The sequence below is a fragment of the Sodalis sp. RH21 genome, assembly GCF_047324175.1.
GTDB lineage: Bacteria > Pseudomonadota > Gammaproteobacteria > Enterobacterales > Enterobacteriaceae > Acerihabitans.
Genome location: NZ_CP178732.1, coordinates 1,028,834 through 1,048,170 on the forward strand (window position 1 = coordinate 1,028,834; position 19,337 = coordinate 1,048,170).

The 19,337-nt window shown below is 56.7% G+C and carries 15 protein-coding genes; 10 read left to right on the top strand and 5 right to left on the bottom strand.

The features are described from left to right. Window positions 1–14 precede the first annotated feature (14 nt). Both ACL2XP_RS04725 and aldA read right to left on the bottom strand, forming a co-directional pair. On the bottom strand, window positions 15–758 hold the full coding sequence (locus ACL2XP_RS04725) for a (Fe-S)-binding protein (protein WP_413737409.1): 744 nt from the start codon (window positions 756–758) through the stop codon (window positions 15–17). A 125-nt stretch (window positions 759–883) separates the two neighbouring features. After that, window positions 884–2,326, bottom strand: a complete 1,443-nt coding sequence (aldA, locus tag ACL2XP_RS04730) for an aldehyde dehydrogenase (RefSeq protein ID WP_413737410.1) — start codon at window positions 2,324–2,326, stop codon at window positions 884–886. 652 nt (window positions 2,327–2,978) lie between these two features. Here aldA and ACL2XP_RS04735 point away from each other — a divergent pair. Then, on the top strand, window positions 2,979–4,517 hold the full coding sequence (locus tag ACL2XP_RS04735) for a sensor domain-containing diguanylate cyclase (RefSeq protein WP_413739084.1): 1,539 nt from the start codon (window positions 2,979–2,981) through the stop codon (window positions 4,515–4,517). A 74-nt stretch (window positions 4,518–4,591) separates the two neighbouring features. Here ACL2XP_RS04735 and ACL2XP_RS04740 read toward each other — a convergent pair whose 3' ends face one another. Continuing rightward, window positions 4,592–4,876, bottom strand: a complete 285-nt coding sequence (locus tag ACL2XP_RS04740) for a YciI family protein (protein WP_413737411.1) — start codon at window positions 4,874–4,876, stop codon at window positions 4,592–4,594. 212 nt (window positions 4,877–5,088) lie between these two features. Between ACL2XP_RS04740 and ACL2XP_RS04745 the strand changes: the two genes are divergently transcribed. After that, window positions 5,089–6,552: a diguanylate cyclase gene (locus ACL2XP_RS04745; RefSeq protein ID WP_413737412.1), complete on the top strand. Its 1,464-nt coding sequence runs from the start codon at window positions 5,089–5,091 to the stop codon at window positions 6,550–6,552. A gap of 72 nt (window positions 6,553–6,624) precedes the next feature. Here the strand turns inward: ACL2XP_RS04745 and ACL2XP_RS04750 are convergent, their stop codons facing one another. After that, the gene (locus ACL2XP_RS04750; RefSeq protein WP_413737413.1) at window positions 6,625–10,494 is read right to left on the bottom strand and encodes an NAD(P)-binding protein; all 3,870 of its coding nucleotides are present in this window, start codon (window positions 10,492–10,494) and stop codon (window positions 6,625–6,627) included. A gap of 741 nt (window positions 10,495–11,235) precedes the next feature. Here ACL2XP_RS04750 and ACL2XP_RS04755 point away from each other — a divergent pair. The 8 genes from ACL2XP_RS04755 (at window position 11,236) to ACL2XP_RS04790 (ending at window position 18,171) form a co-directional block, all read left to right on the top strand. Further along, on the top strand, window positions 11,236–11,394 hold the full coding sequence (locus ACL2XP_RS04755) for a hypothetical protein (RefSeq protein ID WP_413737414.1): 159 nt from the start codon (window positions 11,236–11,238) through the stop codon (window positions 11,392–11,394). Window positions 11,395–11,867: 473 nt separating this feature from the next. Next, the gene (locus tag ACL2XP_RS04760) at window positions 11,868–12,770 is read left to right on the top strand and encodes an ABC transporter substrate-binding protein (RefSeq protein ID WP_413737415.1); all 903 of its coding nucleotides are present in this window, start codon (window positions 11,868–11,870) and stop codon (window positions 12,768–12,770) included. A gap of 23 nt (window positions 12,771–12,793) precedes the next feature. Next, window positions 12,794–13,654, top strand: a complete 861-nt coding sequence (locus ACL2XP_RS04765) for an amino acid ABC transporter permease (RefSeq protein WP_413737416.1) — start codon at window positions 12,794–12,796, stop codon at window positions 13,652–13,654. After that, a complete protein-coding gene (locus tag ACL2XP_RS04770) occupies window positions 13,651–14,457 on the top strand; it encodes an amino acid ABC transporter ATP-binding protein (RefSeq protein WP_413737417.1) in 807 nt (268 codons plus the stop codon). The genes ACL2XP_RS04765 and ACL2XP_RS04770 overlap by 4 nt, the downstream gene beginning before the upstream one ends. 23 nt (window positions 14,458–14,480) lie before the next feature. After that, window positions 14,481–15,590 carry an L-tyrosine/L-tryptophan isonitrile synthase family protein gene (locus ACL2XP_RS04775; RefSeq protein ID WP_413737418.1) on the top strand — a complete coding sequence of 370 codons (1,110 nt, stop codon included), beginning with the start codon at window positions 14,481–14,483 and terminating at the stop codon, window positions 15,588–15,590. Beyond that, complete coding sequence (locus tag ACL2XP_RS04780) at window positions 15,587–16,483, top strand: ROK family protein (RefSeq protein WP_413737419.1); 897 nt, start codon at window positions 15,587–15,589, stop codon at window positions 16,481–16,483. The genes ACL2XP_RS04775 and ACL2XP_RS04780 overlap by 4 nt, the downstream gene beginning before the upstream one ends. 7 nt (window positions 16,484–16,490) lie before the next feature. Continuing rightward, window positions 16,491–17,279 carry a FadR/GntR family transcriptional regulator gene (locus ACL2XP_RS04785; protein WP_413737420.1) on the top strand — a complete coding sequence of 263 codons (789 nt, stop codon included), beginning with the start codon at window positions 16,491–16,493 and terminating at the stop codon, window positions 17,277–17,279. Between the two features lie 115 nt (window positions 17,280–17,394). Then, on the top strand, window positions 17,395–18,171 hold the full coding sequence (locus ACL2XP_RS04790; protein ID WP_413737421.1) for a 6-phosphogluconolactonase: 777 nt from the start codon (window positions 17,395–17,397) through the stop codon (window positions 18,169–18,171). A gap of 82 nt (window positions 18,172–18,253) precedes the next feature. On the opposite strand, the gene ACL2XP_RS04795 is transcribed toward ACL2XP_RS04790, so the two are convergent. Beyond that, window positions 18,254–19,222, bottom strand: coding sequence for a LysR family transcriptional regulator (locus ACL2XP_RS04795; RefSeq protein WP_413737422.1), 969 nt, complete (start codon window positions 19,220–19,222; stop codon window positions 18,254–18,256). Window positions 19,223–19,337: the final 115 nt, after the last annotated feature.

A 19,337-nucleotide genomic window follows, 5' to 3' on the forward strand; every position in this document is an offset into this window, starting at 1 on the left:
CCCTTGTGCGGGTGTCAGGCGGCGTCGCCATTAAGGACCTGCGCGATATGGATGAATTTCAGATCCAGCCCCATGCGCTGCGCGCAACCCTTCTGGTGCATCAGGCAGGACATATCGGCCGAGACGATATAATCGGCGCCGGCCTGCCGGTGATCGTTGACTTTGTCATACCCCATCTTGGCCGATACCGGCGCTTCAGTCACGCTGAAGGTGCCGCCGAAACCGCAGCATTCGTCGGGACGCCGCGGCAGGGCGAATTCAATCCCCTTCACTTTGCCAAGCAGCGCCATCGGCTTGGAGAACGGCGCTTCGTCAATCTCGGAAGCGCTGGCGTGACGGAGATCGCGCAGGGCGGTACAGCTGTTGTGCAGCCCGACCTTATGGGGGAATTCGGCCCAGGGGAAGGCCTCTACCCGCAGGATATCGTGCAGGAATTCCACCAGCTCATAAGTGCTGCGGCGTACATGGGCCACTTCGTCGGTCTGGTCGATGGCGTCCAGGTTCTCGCGTACGTGATGCACGCAGCTGCCCGAGGGGGCGACGATATGATCGTAGCGGCTGAAGTTACGCACGAACAGCGCCTCGGCGCCGGCGGCATCGCGCTTGCAGCCGCTATTGGACATCGGCTGGCCGCAGCAGGTCTGTTGCAAAGGATAATCCACCGCGCAGCCCAGGCGCTCAAGCAGCTCAAGGGTGGCGATACCCACTTCCGGGAAATAAGCGTCGATAAAACAGGGAATAAACAGCGCAATTTTCATAACGTAATCCGGTGTTCCCGCGGTCTGCCGACCGCCTTCTCCTATCCATGAACCATCCATGAACCGTTGACCGGCCTTCGCCCGGCCGGTCATTATGGTCGTCCCGCCGTCATTCGTTCCGTGATTCAAGACTGGTATTGCAGATAAACCACATGGGTTTGCAGATACTCTTCCAACCCGTGGCGGCCGTCGGCGCCGCCAATACCCGACTTGCGCCAGCCGGCGTGGAAACCCTGCATCGCCTCGAAATTTTCCCGGTTGATATAGGTTTCGCCGAATTTCAATTTTTTAATCGCCGTCATGGCGGTATTCAAATTGCTGGTATACAGCGAGGACGTCAGGCCGTATTCACAATCGTTGGCCATGGCGACGGCTTCATCCAGGGTGCTGAAGGTGGTGACCGGCAGCACCGGGCCAAAGGTTTCTTCGTGCATAATATCCATGTCGTGGCGCACGTCCACCAGCAGCGTCGGCTGGAAAAAATATCCTTTGCCCCCGGCGCGCTGGCCGCCCACGACGATTTTCGCGCCCTGCGCCACCGCCTTTTCCACTTTTTCCCGTACGCTTTGCAGCGACGCCGCATCGATCAGCGGGCCCATATCCAGCGCGGCTTCCTTGGCCGGATCGCCGAAGGTGACCGCGTTGAACGCGGTGGTCAGGCGCGCGATAAATTGATCTTTAATCCCTTCCTGCACATACACCCGTTCGGCGCAGTTGCAGACCTGGCCGGTATTGATGATGCGGGACGCGACGATGGCTTTTACCGCCAGCTCCAGGTCGGCATCATCCATCACGATGGCCGGCGCTTTGCCCCCCAGTTCCAGGGATACCTTGGTAATGTTTTTCGCCGCCGCCGCCATGGTTTGTTCCCCCGCCGCGACGCTGCCGGTCAGGCTGACCATACCCACCTTGGGGTTGGCCGCCAATTCCTGGCCAACCACCGACCCGCGCCCGGTAACCAGGTTGAATACCCCGCGCGGCAGGCCGACCTGATGGACGATTTCGGCGAAGGCGATGGCATTATTGGGCGTGAGCTGGCTGGGTTTCAGCACGATGGTATTGCCGGTAATCAGGGCGGGAGCCGCCTTGCGCGCCACCAGGAAAAACGGAAAGTTCCAGGGCAGAATGCCGGTGGTGACCCCAATGGCTTTTTTAAACACAAAAATGTTCTCGTTGCGCCGGTCGCTCGGCACGATTTCGCCCTCGTAGCGGCGCGCCCATTCGGCCATATAATCGAGGTAATCGGCGGTGAACAGCACTTCGGTATTGGCCAGTCCCTGGGTTTTGCCTCCTTCGGCCACGATGATATCGGTCAGCTCCTGCGCACGCTCGCGGATACCGGCGGCGATTTTATGCAGCCACGCGCCCCGTTCCTGCGCGGGGAGATCCTCCCACGAGTCTTGGGCCCGGGCGGCCGCATCGATGGCGAGCCGCACATCCTCCACGCCGGCATCGGGTATTTGGGAAATAATATCCTCCGTGGCGGGGTTCAGCACATCAATCCATTTATCGCCCCGGTTGGCGATAAACTCGCCATCGATATACATTTGTTGCTTTTTAATTGTCATTGCTGCAACTCCATTAAGAAATTGTAGGGTAATTGTTGCGCATTCCTTAAAGGTTTTACTCTGCCACTATCAATAAATCAATGGGCGCAATAGGGCGATTCATTAGCCGGAAATAGCCGGGCGCCGGGCGCTGAATCCGGACAGCGGATAAATATGGAAAAGAAGATTAAAATTTAAATTTTATTAAACAATGAGTTGAACTGGGTTGGAGATGATGTTCCGCCGAATTTATATCGGATTGCGGGCGTTATTTTACGGCAAACGGATAAGTTTTACCTACGATTGCGGACATCACCTTAACGCGAGTGCCAGCGGCGAAAATAATGTGGCAGGCAGACAAAGATTGGCGTGATTAATATCACATAAATCTCGCTTTCGCGCCGGGTCTGGTATATATAAAAATATTGAGTATCTTCACATAAATAATATTTAGCTTTAGAGTTACACTGCTTTTTATTGACAAGCTGACTCAGTATGCTACTTAACCTCCGCAGCGGTGCTTTGACAGAACCTACGCTACGACGTTTTACAGTGCCCCAGGCTATGTCTAAGATGGTCGATTGATGCGATCGCCGATGTAGCCGATAACCACGTTATGAGCATGCCGCTATGAGTGATAAGTAAAGTGCCGCAAAAAAAACCTTTTCTACGCATGGATTTAAGGCGCCTGATCCTGATTCTTGCGGTGATGAGCGCCTTGATCACTCTGGCCAATGGTTTTTTTGCCACCTATCGGGTACAGAGGCAGTTGCTGATCGACAGTACGCTGGCGGCCAATCACCTGTATGCGGCCAAGCTGGCGTCCTCAACCGCTATTTTTTTTGATAGCACCCAGCGCCAGCTGGCCTACAGCGCATCGTTATTGGCCGGTAATTTCGCTAATGCTGAAATTCTGCAAGCCGAGACCCGGCGCCTGTTATCACAGACCAATACCTTTAATTCCGTCGCCATCGTCGATACCCATGGCGTGGTGCTGGCCACGTCGCCGGAAACCATACATTTAACCGGGCATAAGCTGACCACGCCGGGGGCAATGGATGCGCTGCGCGCCAAGCTGCCCCGCATCAGCGACCCCTATGTTTCCGCCGCGGGTAACCGCGTGATCTTTATTTCCTCGCCGATTAACGACGGCGACGGCAATTATCTCGGTTATGTGGGCGGGGCGATTTATTTAAAGCAAAAAAGCATTCTGAACCAACTGCTTGAACAAAATTACCGCGATAAAGGTCTCTTCACGTACGTGGTGGATCGCGAGGGGCAGATTTTATATCATCAGGACCCGACGCAAATTGGCCAGATCCTGAACCCGGGGCCGGTAAGCGAGGCCATCCGGCGGCAGAATGAAGGCAGCCTGCAGGAAATCAGCCGGGCGGGGGTGAATAGCCTGGTGGGATATGCCACCGTACCCAACCCCAAGTGGTCGATTGTTACCGTGCGCACCACCGACAATACCCTGGTCTCCCTGAAAAGCCAGATGCTTGACGTTCTGAACCGCACCACGCCGCTTACCCTGTTGACGCTGATGGCGGTCTGGCTGTTTGCCCGGCTGATTTCCCAACCCCTGCGACAACTTGCCCGCAGCGCCAACGTTATGGACCGGGTGGGGATATCCGATGATATCGAGCGCATCCCCTCATGGTATTTTGAAGTGGCGCAGCTAAAACGGGCCATGCTGTTGGGCATCAGCCTGCTGCAAAATAAAATCGGCAAGCTCAAGACCGAGGTACAAACCGATCCGCTGACCGGCCTGTTCAACCGGCGCGGTTTATCTTTTGCGCTGGAGTATTTCCGGGCCAGTAAGCAGCCCCTGGCGGTTATCGCCCTGGATATCGATCATTTCAAACGCGTTAACGATACCCATGGCCACGACGTGGGCGACGCGGTGATCAAATTGCTGGCGCAACTGCTGCGCGCCTGCTCGCGGTCCAGCGATACGTTATGCCGCAACGGCGGCGAAGAGTTCCTGATATTGTTGCCCGACGCCGATCGCTCGACGGCGGTGGATATCGCCGAGCGCCTGCGTACCAGCGTGGAGACGGCGAATTTTCCCGAGATCGGCCATATTACCGTCTCCCTGGGCGTGGCGTTCTGGACGCCGGAGATGGGGGGCATCGCCCTGGCGCTCAAACAGGCGGACGAGGCCCTTTACCAGGCGAAAAAACAGGGCCGCAACCAGTTGGTCGTGGCCTGATAGTTACCGGAATGGTGCCGGTATAGTACCGGCGGCGCCGGGCCGGGCCCCGCAACCGCCCCGCCGGCAAGCGTCTAGAGCGATTTAAGCGCCGCGAGCGCGTCGCTGGTTCTGGACGGGATAAACTCGGTTACGGTGTAATTGGCTACCGCGTTAAAGGGGTCTTGCGCCAGGATTTTATCAAGCTCGGCCCGCGCCAGGGTGCGGGTAAAAATAATCCCGCCGATCCTGGGCACTTTCCTGCCGGAGGCCAGAAAATCACCCGTGGCGTAATACCGTTGCAACCAGGCAATATGCTCTTCTTGCAACTCCTCGACTTTCTCTATCGGTTCTTCATAAGTCAAATCAACGATGAACATCCGTAACTCCTGTAAGTTTATTGGTTTAGTAAGGATAACCCTTCTTGACCCGCTGTGAAGGGCGGCGGCGGTATTAATTCATTCCTGGCGCCTATCCCTCTGTCTTTTCTGCGTTTCCCACCGAATTTTGGTAAGATGGGACCGGCGGCATCCGTTATGCGCAGAACCTTACCCCTTTTATCGCCAGCATGCTGGCGCTCCAGGTGAAATTAATGAATAGCCTTCATTGGTTGACTAAAACACGGGCCATCTTTTTATTTACCCTGATGCTGCTGACCGCCTTTCTGATCATTAGCTGGAGCAGCTACGAGGTCGCCCGCCAATCACTCAATGACGAAATCGAAGAAAACACGCTGCCTCTTACCAGCGATAACGTTTATTCTGAAATTCAGCAGGACCTGCTAAAACCCATATTTATCTCGGCGCTGATGGCCCATGACACGTTTGTCCGTGATTGGGTGCTGGTGGATCGGGAGCAAGATCCGGCGGCGATGATTCGCTACCTGAACGAAATCGATCGGCGGTTTGATACCATTTTTTCGTTTTTCATCTCCGATAAAACCCGGCGCTATTACGATCCCAAACGCATTCTGGAGACGATTTCCGAGCAGGAAGCCGAAGATCGCTGGTACTTTCAAATAAAAGCGATGCCGGACGACAAACTCTATGTGATTGATGCCCGCACCGATCCCGAGGATCGCACTCACCTGGATATTTTCGTTAATCATAAGGTAAAGGATTATCAAGGGAATTTCATCGGCATTACCGGTATCGGCATTTCCATCGAAAAAGTGAAAAATCTGATAGAAAAATATGAGCGCCGCTATAACCGCACCATTTATTTTATCGATAAGACCGGGGCGGTGGTGCTGCACGGCAACGCTTTCAAACGCCCGCTGAATATCCGGCAACAGCCGGGACTCGGCCCGTTGACCACGTCGATTCTCACGGTGCCCGGCGGCGGCTACCAATATCAATACCAGGGCAAACGGGTATTGCTGAATACGCGGCTGATCCCGGAGCTTGATTGGTATTTGATGGTGGAGCAAAGCAGCCATCCCATGGAACGGGTGCTGTATATCACGTTATTAAAAAATTTAGGGATTGGCATCGGGGTCAGCGCATTATTTTTACTGTTTTTATGGCTGACCATCGGCGGTTACCAGCGCCGGCTGGAGTATATGGCCACCACCGACAAATTGACCGGAATCATGAACCGCCAGGCATTCGAGTACGTCTTCCAGCGGCTGCGGGCGTCCTCGCCCCACGATGGCGGGCCGTTATCCCTGGCCATCGTGGATATCGATCGTTTCAAACAAATCAACGATCGCTACGGCCATGGGGTCGGCGATCGGGTTATCCAGCATATCGCCCAGCTAATCGGCGGCAGCCTGCGGCGTTCGGATCGGGTATGCCGCTGGGGCGGCGATGAGTTTTTGATCCTGCTTACTGGATGCGACGGGGACGAAGCCCTGCGGCGTTTGGACGCGTTGTCCCGGCTTATCGGGCAGGCGGAAATTACCGTGGGCAATACGGTGATGCAGGTTACGGTGAGTTGCGGCGTGGCGCAGCTCCGTGCCAAAGAACCCCTGGACGCGCTGATTGACCGCGCCGATCTGGCCCTTTATCAGGCCAAGCAGCAGGGCCGCAACCAGGCCAGAAAGCGCGATGATTAACCGGTTCCCCGCCATCACGGCGATGCCGGCGTCCGCCGTGATAAGCAGCCCGCCCAGCCACCGATGCGGGGATTAATGCCCCGTATGCAGTTTTAGCTGGTGGGTTTTGACCGCCTGCGCGGCGTTTTTCCCCGCGATAAACGCATGATCCGAATTATAATATTCCCATTCGCTGTAGCGGCCCGATAGCGCGATATCATGCTGCGCCAGCCAATCGCGGATCAGCGCCACGTTCTGCGCCCGCCCGTGATCGTAAACCACATAAGCGTAAGGCATATCAATCTGGTTCGCCGCCAGCACGTGGTCCTGCGCCGTAAATAGCCCGACGCGTTGGCAATCGGCAATGCAGCGATCGATAAGCGCCTGGCCGTCCAGCGGCAGCGGTTTGTAAGGCGAATAGGTGATTTCGCAGGTGAGGCCGAATCCCCCCGGCGGGTTGCAGCCGGGGCTGGCATTGCCCTGCACATAGATACGATGGAACAGGGTGTCGCCGGGATAATAAATCCAGTGCTTATCGGTCAGGCCGGGCCGGTCAATCCCCAGGTTCACGCAGCGTACGGAAATATGCCGCAAATTGCGCGCGGCGGTTTGCACCGCCGCCGGCGCGTCGTCGCCGATGATCTTGATCAGTTCCGGCAGGGGCATGGTGCTGATGAGATGTTCATAGCGATACCGCCGGCCGTCGCCCAGCACGGCGATATGTTCAGCGAGCAGCAGTTTCACCACGCTGGCGCCGGTTTCCACCCGCCCGGACAAATGGGGTAAAAACCCCGTCATCAACGCCTGGAACCCGCCCCGCAAGGGATAACCAAAACGGGCGTTGGGCCCCATGGGTTTGGCGACCGGCTCCAGGGCGCCTTCGATAATCTGCTCCAGATCGGGCAGCGGCACCCGCCCGCCGAGCCAGGAGGTTTCCATCTCGGCCAAGGGGATGGTCCACAGTTTTTGGTTATAGGGCAGCGCAAAATGCCGGGCGATGCCTTCCCCCCAGATCTGATAGATAAATTGCTCGAAATTGTCCAATGGCGCCTTGGCGGCGGTGGAGCAAATATCCCCCGGCCCGCTGCCGTCCGCGCAGCAATCTTCGATGATTGCGGGGACGGCGCCGTTGTTGGCACCGTCCTCCGGCGCAACCTTCTCGCCCACCACCTGGAGCGGGGCCGCCCGGCCGGCGTCCGCCGCCGCGGTGTTATCGCGGCCATACAGGGCGGCCACGGCCCCGACGATGCACTCTTTGATCACCGCCGGCGGCAGGCCGTACAGGGCGCCCTGGAACGGGTAGCGGGTATACACGTTATGGCTGAATATCCATGCTTCACGGTTTTGCCAATGGATATTATCGCCGAGCAGCATGTCATAGAGCTGTAGCACATAGGGGTCGTTGGAAAACATGATATGGCCGGCGTAGTCAAAGGTAAAACCCCGGTCTTGCACCGAACGGCACCAGCCGCCTACGCTGTCATGCTGCTCCAGCAGCACCGAACCCGCGCCGTAATGGTAAGCCGCGCTCAGGCCGGTGGGGCCGGCGCCGATAATCAGGCATGCCGCCGGCGGCGTTTCGCCGGGTTTGCGCCGGTTCAGGGCGGCGACCGGGGGCAGCGGACCCGGCCGCTCGCCGGATAACGCCTGCGCGCTGCGGGCTTCCCCCGGCGCTGATTGTGCGGTCCGCGCCGCCAGGGCGCTTTCAAGTAATTCCCGCATCTGCGCCGCCGTGATATCCCAGGACGTGGCCGCCACGATGGCGCGCATACGCCCGGCAATCGGGCCGAATTCGGCGGGCGTCATCGCCAGCGCGCGCTCGCAGGCGGCGATAAAACCATCAATGCCATGGCCGATCGCCACCTCGTGGCCGTAGGGCTGCGCCACATCGGTGATGGCGGTGCTCACGATGGGCAGTTCCGCCGCCATATATTCCAGTACCTTGGTGGGACTGATAAACCGGGTCGATTCGTTCAGGGCGAACGGCAGCAGGCAAAGATCCCAACCGGCCAGAAATTGCGGCAACGCCTGGTAGGGCTGCTGGCCGAGGATATGGATATTCGGCCGTACCGGCAAACTGGCAATATCGATTTTCACCACCGGGCCGACCAGCACCAACTGCCACTGGGGGTGGCTATCGGCCAGGGCGGCGAGCAGCCCGAGATCGAGCCGTTCGTCGATCACCCCGTAAAACCCCAGGCGCGGATGGGGAATGTCATTTTGCAGCGGATGGCCGTTACTCCGGTCCAGCGCCTGCGCAAAATGGACGGCGTCGACGCTGCTGGAAAAACAATGGCCGTTATCATGGCGGCCGGACTTGGCCCGATGCAGGCTGGGACCGCCGGTAAACAGCAGGTCGGCGCAGGCCAGCAGCGCCGATTCCCGCTGCAGGAGCTGTTTTGGCGCATGTTTAAACGCCGCCAGCTCATCCATGCAGTCATAAACCACCAGGCCCGGATTCAGGGATGCCAGCAGCGGCAGCGCCATCGGCGTATAAAACCAGACGATCGGCGCCGCATCGCTATCCGTCAGTTCGGCCAGCAGCGGCTGCAATAAAGCAATTTGATCATCATGAAAACCCGCGGCGCGCACCGGCGTATGGGGCCGGTAGACGGTGATATTGGCGGCCGGATCGGTGCGTTCCAGCCGCGCCGGACCGGCATCATAAACCGGTTCTTCAATGAATTGAATACGGTAAAACTGCGCCAGCCGCGTAAGCAATTGTTGAGGCCGTTGATAGACGAAATCCCAGCGCAAATGGCAAAAAACGATAATGGTTTTCATGGTGCTTTCCTGGCCCGGGGGGCGGTTAATGGGGCAATAGTGGTCTTGAAAATCGTGCAGGACTTGCTGCGCATGGCGTAATGCGGCCGCATACGTAGGGGCCAGCCGGCGGGCGAGGGGATCGGGACCCTGGCGATCGAGATCCCACAGGCCGCTGTGATGCCAGGCGGCGCCATTCTCCCAGTCGGGGCGATCGATAATGGGGTAAAGGCAGATCCCCAGCAGGCGCACGCCCGCCAGTGTGGCCTGCGCCATTTCGCGGGTGATATCGTTGATCCAGGCTCCCCGGCCGCTACCGATATGGCTGGTTTCCGCCAATAGCACGGGGCGCTGGTAACGGTGCTGTAATTCGATCAGCATCTGATGCAGGGGTTTACGGCGGCCATCGGCCAAATGCCACCATAAACGCCGCCCCGAACCCACCTCCCATTGATTGTCGTGGTAGTAATTCGCGCCGATGATATCCAGATAGCGCGGCGCCCCCCCGAGTTCCGGATGCAGTTTGCCGCACAGCATGTCCCACGCCTCGAATTGAGCCGCATGCCACTGCGCGGCGGATGCCGTTCCTTGCGGATCGTCATCGGCGGCCACCACGTGGATCAAGGGGTCGCATTGTAAAATTCTGGCGCGCGGATCGGCGGCCCAGATGGCATCGCAGCCGGCCAGGGTCGCCCGTACGAGCTGGCGTTTGCACAATGCCGCCGCGTGCGCGTACGGCATGCGCAGGCCCTGGAAAAACCCCACCGATACCCCCCAACTGGTAAACGAGATCTCGTTAATCGGCGAATAGACGGGCGCTGGGCCGCCGAAGGGAGCCAGATAAGTTGCCAGCGCCCCGCACAGGCGCGCGAAGCGCGGCACGAATTCCGGCGAATCCAGGGTGATATCTTCCGGCCAGCCATAGTGGCAAAAGGTCCAGCAAATCTGGATTCCCCGTTCCCGGGCCGCATTCAGCCGGGTTTCCAGGGATGAAAAATCAAAGCGCCCCTGCCGTTCCACCAGGCGCCAACCCACGGTTTCGCGCACCGTACGCATTGAGAAAGGGATCAGCGCGGCGTAATCATTCCCGGCTTGCCGGAGATGATCCGTGGCGGCATTCATCGATAGCCTTTCACCCAGGCGATTAATGTGATCGGCACCTTCATAACCCGCTTGCCAAAAAGTGGAAAAAAGCGCCATTCCCCCTCCTTATTTATTTACCGGTTATTGCTGGGGAGATGAAAACCGGCCTTATTTTTTATTTATGATGGTGAAATCGTTAACGGTGGAAGTTTTTGGTTTTAAAATAAAAATGGCTGTCCTGATCGGATTCGCTACATTAGGGATGCTAATGTTTAGTATAGATGCGGCCCCACTAACCCGCTATGCGGCGGAGTGCCTGGCCGCGAAATGCTTTCGCGGCGCTTAATAAGGGGTGTGGCCGGACAAGCTAATGATCTCTTGATGAATTACCGGCGATAGCGAGCCTGGCGCCATGGTGAATTGTCGCGGCGGCGGCGGGTGAATTGCGGCTAAAACGTAAGAAAAGGTAACGTTTTGGCCGCTATCGTTCCGGTTAAAAGGGTGCGTTGGCGTATGCGCCGCTACCCGTAATATACTGTTAAATTAGGGATAAAAGCCGGCTGGAAGGGCAGGGTGCGTTTATTTGGCGAGGTGGCCGCGCCGCTATTTTTTCTCGGGCGGGGAGCTGCTTAAAAAAATAGAACATATTGATAGCCTTTTTTTTAATATGTGATGTTTATCGCGAAAATACATCTGAAGGTAATGCCGTCGATATATACCTAAAAATAATGTTGTGTTAACCCATTCCCGAACTAAACTCATAAAGTAAGTGCGATTAAGGTACTCAGCGTATTCAAGCCAATGAGTATTTAATTTATATCTTATCCTATAATTATTACGTACTATTTTGGAGTCAAAATGACTATATATCAAGAAGGTAAGAGAACGTTTGCTCCATCAAAAGACAAATCGGCCGCTAAAGACAAGCCTGCCGAAAAAGAAAAGTCGGTCAGCAAGGATAAAAGCGACGACAAAAAAGGTGATAAAGGCAAAGGTAAAAGCGGCGCTAAAAAATAACCTATCATAGATCGTGCACTGCTTTATCATGATCCGGGGCTGATTGCGTTTACGCAATCAGCCCTTTTTTTTTGCCTCACGCCGTCTATCCGCCGACTGCTCCCTTTATGTCCTGCCCGCGCTTTCATTACTAATACGTTAAATCATGCGCTGTAATGTTAACGATATTGTTTTCTTATTGTTATGTTTAAAAGTTGCACAGCGGCGGTGCGCCAATCTGCCCGAATAGAAACTCGGCGGACCGCCGTTGCACCTTTTTTATTCAACAGCGCCGCGTCAGCCAGCGCACAGTCGCGCGCCGGAGCGTATAATTGGCTGTAATTGCACCTTAAAAACGGCGCCATTAGCCGCAATAATCCCCCTCCCTATTTCTCTGCGCGTGCCCGTACGGACCAAGGAAATCCTTATTACCCGTCAAAGGGAAAAACAGTTACCCTTTTTCTATTGATTAATTAATCATCAGGAGGGTACCTATGTTTAGCCGCGCATTTTCACTCTGTTCAACCATGGCCACCGGGATTTGCGCCATGCTGGCCACCGGCGGCGCGAGTCATGCCGCCGCATTGGAAATCAAGCCAAACCTGAGCGTCGCCAGCAGCTTTACCCAATATTTACCCGCTGAGGTCACAGCCCGCAAGACGCTGAATGCGGCGACCACGGATGGCAATGCGCCCTGGTCTTTTATTGACGCCAAGACTAACCAGGCTACCGGCGTGGACGTTGATTTGGTCAATGAAGCGGCGAAGCGTCTCGGTTTGCAGGTCAAGTGGAGCGCGATCCAATTCAGCGCCGGTATTCCGGGCGTACAGTCAGGCCGGTATGATTTATATGTCAGCGCCATGGCGGATTCGAAAAAGCGGGAGGAAGTGGTTAATTTTATCGATTACTCCGAGGAAGGCTCCGGGGTTATCGTTAAAAAAGGCAATCCCCTTAACATTAAAACCATGGCCGATTTGTGCGGCAAACGGGTGTCCATCGTGACCGGCTCGTTTTTTCCGGACATTATCGAAAAACTCAATAAACAGTGCGGTACGCCGGTGGTGGTTTCGGAAACCGCCGACCAGACCGGCCCTTATCTGGCGGTGGCCAGCGGTCAGGCCGACGCCACGATGAACACCTACGGCGTCAGTAATTACACCTTGAAAACCGCCACCGAAGGCATCCAAACCCAGCTCGAATTATCGCCGATTCCCCGTTTCGCCCCGGCCAACCAGGGGATAGCTTTCGCCAAAACCGCCTCTGATTTAATGGCGGCCGTGGCCGGCGCCATGCAGGCAATGAAAGAAGACGGCAGCTATCGGCAAATCATGGATCGATGGGATGTGGGCGACGCCACCCCCGACCGGATTCGGATCAACGCTTCAATGATGAATTGACCGCCGATGGAGGGGATATGACCATGAAGCTCGCCAGGACCGGGGAACGCCATATTCATGACAGGGCGGGTGCCAAAATTTTGAACGCGATCGCCGCAATTATCGCCGTCGCCGTCGCATTGACCATTTTATTACTGGTGTTTGGCAGCGGCCATATCCGCTGGCGGGTCATCGGGGAATATTTCTTTTCCCCGATTATGCTGACGGGGGTTTATAACACCTTAATGCTGACCGTCGTGTCTTTTGCCGGCTCGCTGGTGCTCGGTACATTACTGGCGGCAATGCGCGTTTCGACAAATAGGGTTCTTAATGTCATGGCAGCGGTTTATATCTGGTTTTTTCGCGGCACGCCGTTATTGGTCCAAGTGGTGTTCTGGTTTAATTTCGGCTTATTTCTTCCCGCGATCAAGCTTGGCGCTTATTCCATCGACACCAATAGTTTAATTTCCGCTACCTCCGCGGCGTTATTGGGGTTGTTGCTTAACGTCAGCGCTTTTATGTGCGAGGTGATCCGCGGCGGACTGATTGCGGTGGATCATGGCCAGACGGAAGCGGCGCTGTCCATTGGCATGACGCCGATCCGCGCCCTGACCAAAATTGTGCTGCCGCAGGCGATCCGCGTCATCGTGCCCGCGGCGGGTAATCTGGCCATCGATCTGCTCAAAGGCACCTCGCTGGTGTATGTCATCGGCACCCGGGAAATTCTCGGCACCACCCAAAGCATCGCGGCGCAGAATTTTTATATTATCGAGATGCTGCTGGTGGCTTCCATCTGGTACCTGATACTGGTCTCCGTCGCCTCCTACGGCCAGTCGATGCTGGAAGCCCGGTTGCAGAAAAGCCTCAATACCACCGTGGTAAAAAAAGTGCAGGCAATACCATGAACGTTATCACCGGTAAACAGCAAAACGGCATTACGGACAGCGCCGGGGATCTCGTCAGGATCAAAGGCCTCAGGAAATCTTTTGGCGCCCACGACATACTCAACGGTATCGATCTGAGCGTTAAACGCGCGGAAGCCGCGTTTATCATCGGCCCCTCCGGGTCGGGGAAAAGTACGTTGCTGCGCTGCGTCAATAATCTCGAAACCTACCAGGACGGCGAGCTGTGGGTGGACGATTACCTGGTGGGGGCCCAGCGGCGGGGAGACAAATGGTACCGGGCCAGCCAGCGCTGCACCGCGGCGCGCCGGGCCAGCATCGGGATGGTGTTTCAACGCTTTAATCTGTTTCCCAATATGACCGCGCTGGATAATGTTACCGCCGGGCTAAGGCTGGTTTCCGGTCAAAGCCGCAGCGAGGCCAAAGCGCGCGGCATGGAATTGCTGCACCGGGTCGGACTGGCCGATAAAGCGCATTTATATCCGCTGCACCTGTCCGGCGGACAACAGCAGCGCGTGGCGATAGCGCGGGCCATCGCCACCAATCCCGCGCTGATTTTGTTTGACGAACCGACCTCGGCCCTGGACCCGGAGCTGGTCGGCGAGGTGTTATCGGTTATCCGCGATCTGGTGAAGGAGGGCATGACGATGATCGTCGTGACCCACGAAATCCGCTTTGCCGAGGAAGTGGGCGACAGCGTGCACTTTATCGACCAAGGCATCGTCGCCGAATCAGGTAAACCCGACGAGATAATCCGTCACTCCATGAACCCGCGAACGGCGGAATTCCTCGCTCGCATCCGTTAACGTTTTAGAGAGAACACGATCTGATGGCCAATCCGTTTATTTATGCCAATGCCCCCTTACCGCGCCATTTTGCGCCGCCGCTCGTCAGTAAGCGGGTGGCGATGAGCGCGGACCAATTGACCGCCTTGCTGTTGCTCAATGACGTGGACATCCGCGCCGAACCGCAGGGGACCACGGAAGAGCGTATTCTTTCAATCTTTACCCACTCCGAGGTGCTGTTCGGCGACGCGTCGTTTATCCCGGCTAACCGGCGGCAGTGGCTGGACAAGATTGCCTATTTCACCGCCAGGCGGCAGCCCCTGGAATTTGTGACGATGGCGTTTCCCTATAAGGTGCCCAATCCGCTCAAGACCGACCGGCAGGCGCCCGATCTCGGGGAAGCGCTGATGCTGCGCCGCTTCCAAAGCGTGCTTGACGCGGTGGCGGACGTCTATCCCCCGGGCGGGAAATTGACCATTCTGGAAGAGGGTATCCTGGGCCGCTGCCAGGGGGTGGACCCGCGGCGCATCGCGGCCTATCGCGCCGGCATCCCGGCCGTGATGGCGGTGGCCGGCGTCGATGCGGACCGCATCGCTTTCCATAGCCTGGATGATATGGTCACCACCATTCCCAATTTTGAAGGGCGCTGGATTCATGAGCAGGAGCGCATGCGCGAACTCTGGTTGCAGGGCGACCCCGACGTGCGGGCCGCCTATGCCACTACCGTCGCCGTTACCCGCAACTCGGTGCCCACCCACGACTACGATCCGGCGGTGCTGGCGGCGGCCTACGATCCCGCACAGCAGGATTCCGCCCTGCGTTATCCCCGCGACTATATCGATAAGGTGGCGCACCGGCAGTTTTTTGCCTACCGGTCGATTTTGGCGCTGCGCGACTCGACGGGATACCTGCATAATTTGCGGCCGCAGGCCCTGAAGCTTACCGTGTCGCCCAAACCGGAAAACCTGGCGGTGATCCCGGTTAATCCATGGTCGGCTATTTTGCCTTATCACGGCGTGCCGGTGCTCGATGCGCGGGGGCAATGGCAGATTGCCTATTTCGGCGGTATCGGGTCGTCTTTTGGTCCGCTGGAAGCGCTGCATTTAATCGATGATGCGGACGAGGCGCCGGTGGGCTACAGGGTGATGGCATGAGATGCGCTTTAGGCGTGGATATTGGCGGAACCAAAATTCAATTTTGCCATATCGCCGAAAACCTGTCGGTCACGGCGCTGGGGCAAACCCCCACCGCGCTATTACGCCGGGGCACCCCGCTGTTCGCCGGCGATTTGGCCGAATTGATCCGCTCCAGGCTGCCGCTTGATGCCGACGGCGTCGCCGTCAGTCTCAACGGGGTGCTTAACGGCGGCACCGTGGCCTATAGCTCGTTGATGGGAGGGAAAGTGAATTTTCCCCTGGCGGCGTTTTTAAGCCAGGCATTGGCCTGCGAGGTCAGGGTGGATGACGATATCCATGCCATGGCCATCGCGGAAGCCCATGCGGGCGCGGGCGGGGACGGCGCGCCGTTTGCCTTGCTCAATCTCGGCACGGGGATCGGCGTGGGCTGTTATGCGGGCAATGTCCTGCGCGGCCATTTCGCCGCGGGACTGATTTCCGAACAAATGCTGTATATCGACGAGCTTAATGAATACCGCTCGTTGGACAGGACGGTCTGCGGCCGGGGAATACGGGAAATGTATTACCAGTTATCCGGGCAGCACGCCGATGCCGTCACGTTATTCTCCCGCGCCATCGGCGGGGAGGATGCGCCGGCCGTGCAAACCATCGGCCTGTTCACCCGCTACCTCGGACGCGTGATGCAGATGATTTCGCGTTTTTACCATCCGGAACGTATCATCATCAACGGGTCGATAAAGAAAGCCGCCGGGTATTATCTGGACCAGGCGCGGGCCTATTACCACGAGGGGCTGGAGCCCGCGTTTCACGCGGAAATAGTGGTTTCCCCATTAGCGCATGCCGCTGAACTCGGCACTTTCCTCGGCGGCATTTATCCCCACGGAAAATACGCAGGCGTGCAGAAAGAGTAAATCATAAATGATAAATATATCTTCAGGACCGGGTGCGGGAACGCATATTTTTGCCCCCATTAAAGCGCACCGGACATTTGAAACGGTGATTGAGCGTATCGTCGAAGCCATCGACGCCCAGGGATTGCAGGACGGCGACCGGCTGCCCAATGAACACGAAATGGCCCGGGCGATGGAGATTTCGCGCCCCACGCTGCGCCAGGCGTTGCGCATCCTGGAGAACGTGGGAGTGATCCGCATTAAACCGGGGCAAGCGGGCGGCGTATTTATCGCCTCCGAGATGATCCCGGTGGAAATACTGGGCCACCATATCGCCCACGAAGTGAACCACGTGGCGGAGCTTATCGCCACCCGGCGCCTGCTTGAGCCGCTGGTTTATCATCTCGCGGCCGAACACGCCACCGCGCAAGAACTGGAGCGAATCGGCGATACCATCACCCTGATGGAAACCCATATCAGCGATCCCCGCATGATTCAGCGCGCGGACGGCATGTTTCACCGGCGTATCGCCCATGCGGCGAAAAACCGCATCCTGTTGCAAACCATGACGGGTATTTATCGCCAACTGGCCCCCCTGCGGGGCGCGCTGACCAAAAATGTGGAACGGGCGCGCCATATGATTGAAATTCACACCCGGCTGCTTGACGCCATCCGCGCCCGGGATCATCAGAATCTGGAACTGCTATTGCAGGAAACCTTTATCGATTTGGAAGTTGAATTCAATGTCGATAGCCATTTTTCCGTACATTGGCTGAAAAAAGATCCTCGGCCAAGTGCTGAACCGCCCGGCCAATAACGTCTTATCGGCTTAGCGTTAATGTCCTATTTTGTCGCGCCATTGCCATGGCGCGCAGGGGAGTCGTTTGTTCTGAAATCGGGTATCACCTAACCGGCAAATAAGGGGAGTGGAAATGCAGCAGCACACATATGGCGATCTAAAGGTCCTGGTCGCGGCGACCGATAGCGAATTGGGCGAAGCGGCGGCCGCGGATTTAGCCGCAGTGGTGAAAGCGGAACTGGCCGGCAAAGCGGAAATTGCCATTATCATGGCGCTGGGGGCGGCGCAAAACGCTTTTTTTACCGCGCTCAAGGCGCGCAACGATATCGAATGGTCGCGCATTACCATTCTGCATGTGGATACCTATATGGGCGTGGCGGAAAGCCGGCCGGAAAGCGGCGCGTCGCGGATGCGCAAGCATTTGCTCGATGAGGTGAAACCCAAGGCGTTTTACCCCATGCGCGGCGATCATCAACCGGTGGAGGAGGAGCTGGAACGCTATACGCGGCTGTACCAGACCCTCGATCCGGTGCTGTGCGTGGTCGGCATCGGCAGCAGCGGGCATCTGGCCTTCAACGATCCGCCCGCGGATTTCACCACCCGCGACATTATTCGCGTAGTCGCCCTGGATGAAACCACCCGCGATCAGGTCAAGCGCGCCGGTATCTTCCAGACCCTGGACGAGGTGCCCCATTACGGCCTGTCGCTGACCATGCATGCGCTATTGCGTCCGGGCCGGGTGCTGGCCCTGGTGCACGATGCGGATAAAGCCCCGGTCATCAAACGGCTGCTGGAAGGTCCCGTGACGTTTATGTGCCCGGCTTCGCTATTACAGACCGCCCCGCACGCCACGTTATACCTGAACCAGCCCGCGGCGGCGCAATTGACCGCTTTCGGAGGCGGTAAATAATAGCCGGAGCCCCCGGCGCGTGATAATCGGGCTGCCCGCTGGTGGTGCAGCCCGTTCGCGCCATGGTGCACCGCCAGGGTGCTTAACTTTTGGCCGCCGCCGCGGGCGCCCTGAGCGCGGCGAGAAATAAATTCACCACCGAATTTAACGCCGCGCCCCGTTTGACCACCAGGTTAAATGGGGTATGCACGCGAATCGTATCCGGGCGAAGCGCTTTAATTTTCCCTTCATTAACATACCGGCCAATATAATGCTGCGGCAAAAATCCCACATAATTTCCCGTAAGGATTAGCATGGTTACCGCCTCTACTTGTACCGCCACGGCATTGGACGGGGAAAAATGCAATGCCGGATTTTTATGGCTGTGATTGGTATAAAAATGATTGATTAAGCAGGCGCCGGAAATACGCTCATTGGTCAAGGATTCCAGCGGCAGTGAAAATAGCTCATGCTGGCTGGAACAGCACAGGTTTGATATTTCTTCATACAGAAAAAAATAATCAAAATCCATTTTTTCCTGATAAACCGGTATTATTCCGCAGGTGAAGCGCCCGTCGATGACCCCGCGTTCGATTTCATCGAGCTGGGTGGCGTGCAGGCGTACGCTTACCTTGGGCGCCAGGCGGTTTATCTCGCTTAATGCACTGATAATAGGCGATTTTTTATCGGTTATCGTATTGTCAATAATGCCGATATTCAATTCGCCGGACAGTTCGTGGCGGGCATGATTTAATTTATCGCGAAACTGATTAATGGATGAGAACAGATCGAGACATGCCTGGTAGGCTACTTTTCCGTGTTCGGTAAGATAAAAGCCTTCGCGCCCGCGGGTGCAAAGTTTCATGCCGAAACGCACCTCAAGATCGGAGATTTGTTTGCTTATCGCCGCCAGGCCGATATTTAGTTCATTACAGGCCGCGGTAAATCCTCCGGCCTCAACCACCGTTTTGAATACCCGCAAAAGCTTTAAATCCGCTACACCAATGTTCTGCTGATTAATATCACTTTTGACCGGCGACGTGTTTCCCGATTTGGAAAGTTGACTTTCCATAATAACTATTTACCCCCACGCCTTCGTTCTCCATCATCAATTTCACAGCACTGTTATCTCAATCGCAATTATTTGAACTATAGAGGCCGTTCCTCCTGGTTACCGTTGACCCGCC

What these genes read in the sequence shown, in the direction of transcription:
- ACL2XP_RS04725 (WP_413737409.1), bottom strand. Translation starts at nt 758, where the DNA reads ATGAAAATTGCGCTGTTTATTCCCTGTTTTATCGACGCTTATTTCCCG.
- aldA (WP_413737410.1), bottom strand. Translation starts at nt 2,326, where the DNA reads ATGACAATTAAAAAGCAACAAATGTATATCGATGGCGAGTTTATCGCC.
- ACL2XP_RS04735 (WP_413739084.1), top strand. Translation starts at nt 2,979, where the DNA reads ATGGATTTAAGGCGCCTGATCCTGATTCTTGCGGTGATGAGCGCCTTG.
- ACL2XP_RS04740 (WP_413737411.1), bottom strand. Translation starts at nt 4,876, where the DNA reads ATGTTCATCGTTGATTTGACTTATGAAGAACCGATAGAGAAAGTCGAG.
- ACL2XP_RS04745 (WP_413737412.1), top strand. Translation starts at nt 5,089, where the DNA reads ATGAATAGCCTTCATTGGTTGACTAAAACACGGGCCATCTTTTTATTT.
- ACL2XP_RS04750 (WP_413737413.1), bottom strand. Translation starts at nt 10,494, where the DNA reads ATGGCGCTTTTTTCCACTTTTTGGCAAGCGGGTTATGAAGGTGCCGAT.
- ACL2XP_RS04755 (WP_413737414.1), top strand. Translation starts at nt 11,236, where the DNA reads ATGACTATATATCAAGAAGGTAAGAGAACGTTTGCTCCATCAAAAGAC.
- ACL2XP_RS04760 (WP_413737415.1), top strand. Translation starts at nt 11,868, where the DNA reads ATGTTTAGCCGCGCATTTTCACTCTGTTCAACCATGGCCACCGGGATT.
- ACL2XP_RS04765 (WP_413737416.1), top strand. Translation starts at nt 12,794, where the DNA reads ATGAAGCTCGCCAGGACCGGGGAACGCCATATTCATGACAGGGCGGGT.
- ACL2XP_RS04770 (WP_413737417.1), top strand. Translation starts at nt 13,651, where the DNA reads ATGAACGTTATCACCGGTAAACAGCAAAACGGCATTACGGACAGCGCC.
- ACL2XP_RS04775 (WP_413737418.1), top strand. Translation starts at nt 14,481, where the DNA reads ATGGCCAATCCGTTTATTTATGCCAATGCCCCCTTACCGCGCCATTTT.
- ACL2XP_RS04780 (WP_413737419.1), top strand. Translation starts at nt 15,587, where the DNA reads ATGAGATGCGCTTTAGGCGTGGATATTGGCGGAACCAAAATTCAATTT.
- ACL2XP_RS04785 (WP_413737420.1), top strand. Translation starts at nt 16,491, where the DNA reads ATGATAAATATATCTTCAGGACCGGGTGCGGGAACGCATATTTTTGCC.
- ACL2XP_RS04790 (WP_413737421.1), top strand. Translation starts at nt 17,395, where the DNA reads ATGCAGCAGCACACATATGGCGATCTAAAGGTCCTGGTCGCGGCGACC.
- ACL2XP_RS04795 (WP_413737422.1), bottom strand. Translation starts at nt 19,222, where the DNA reads ATGGAAAGTCAACTTTCCAAATCGGGAAACACGTCGCCGGTCAAAAGT.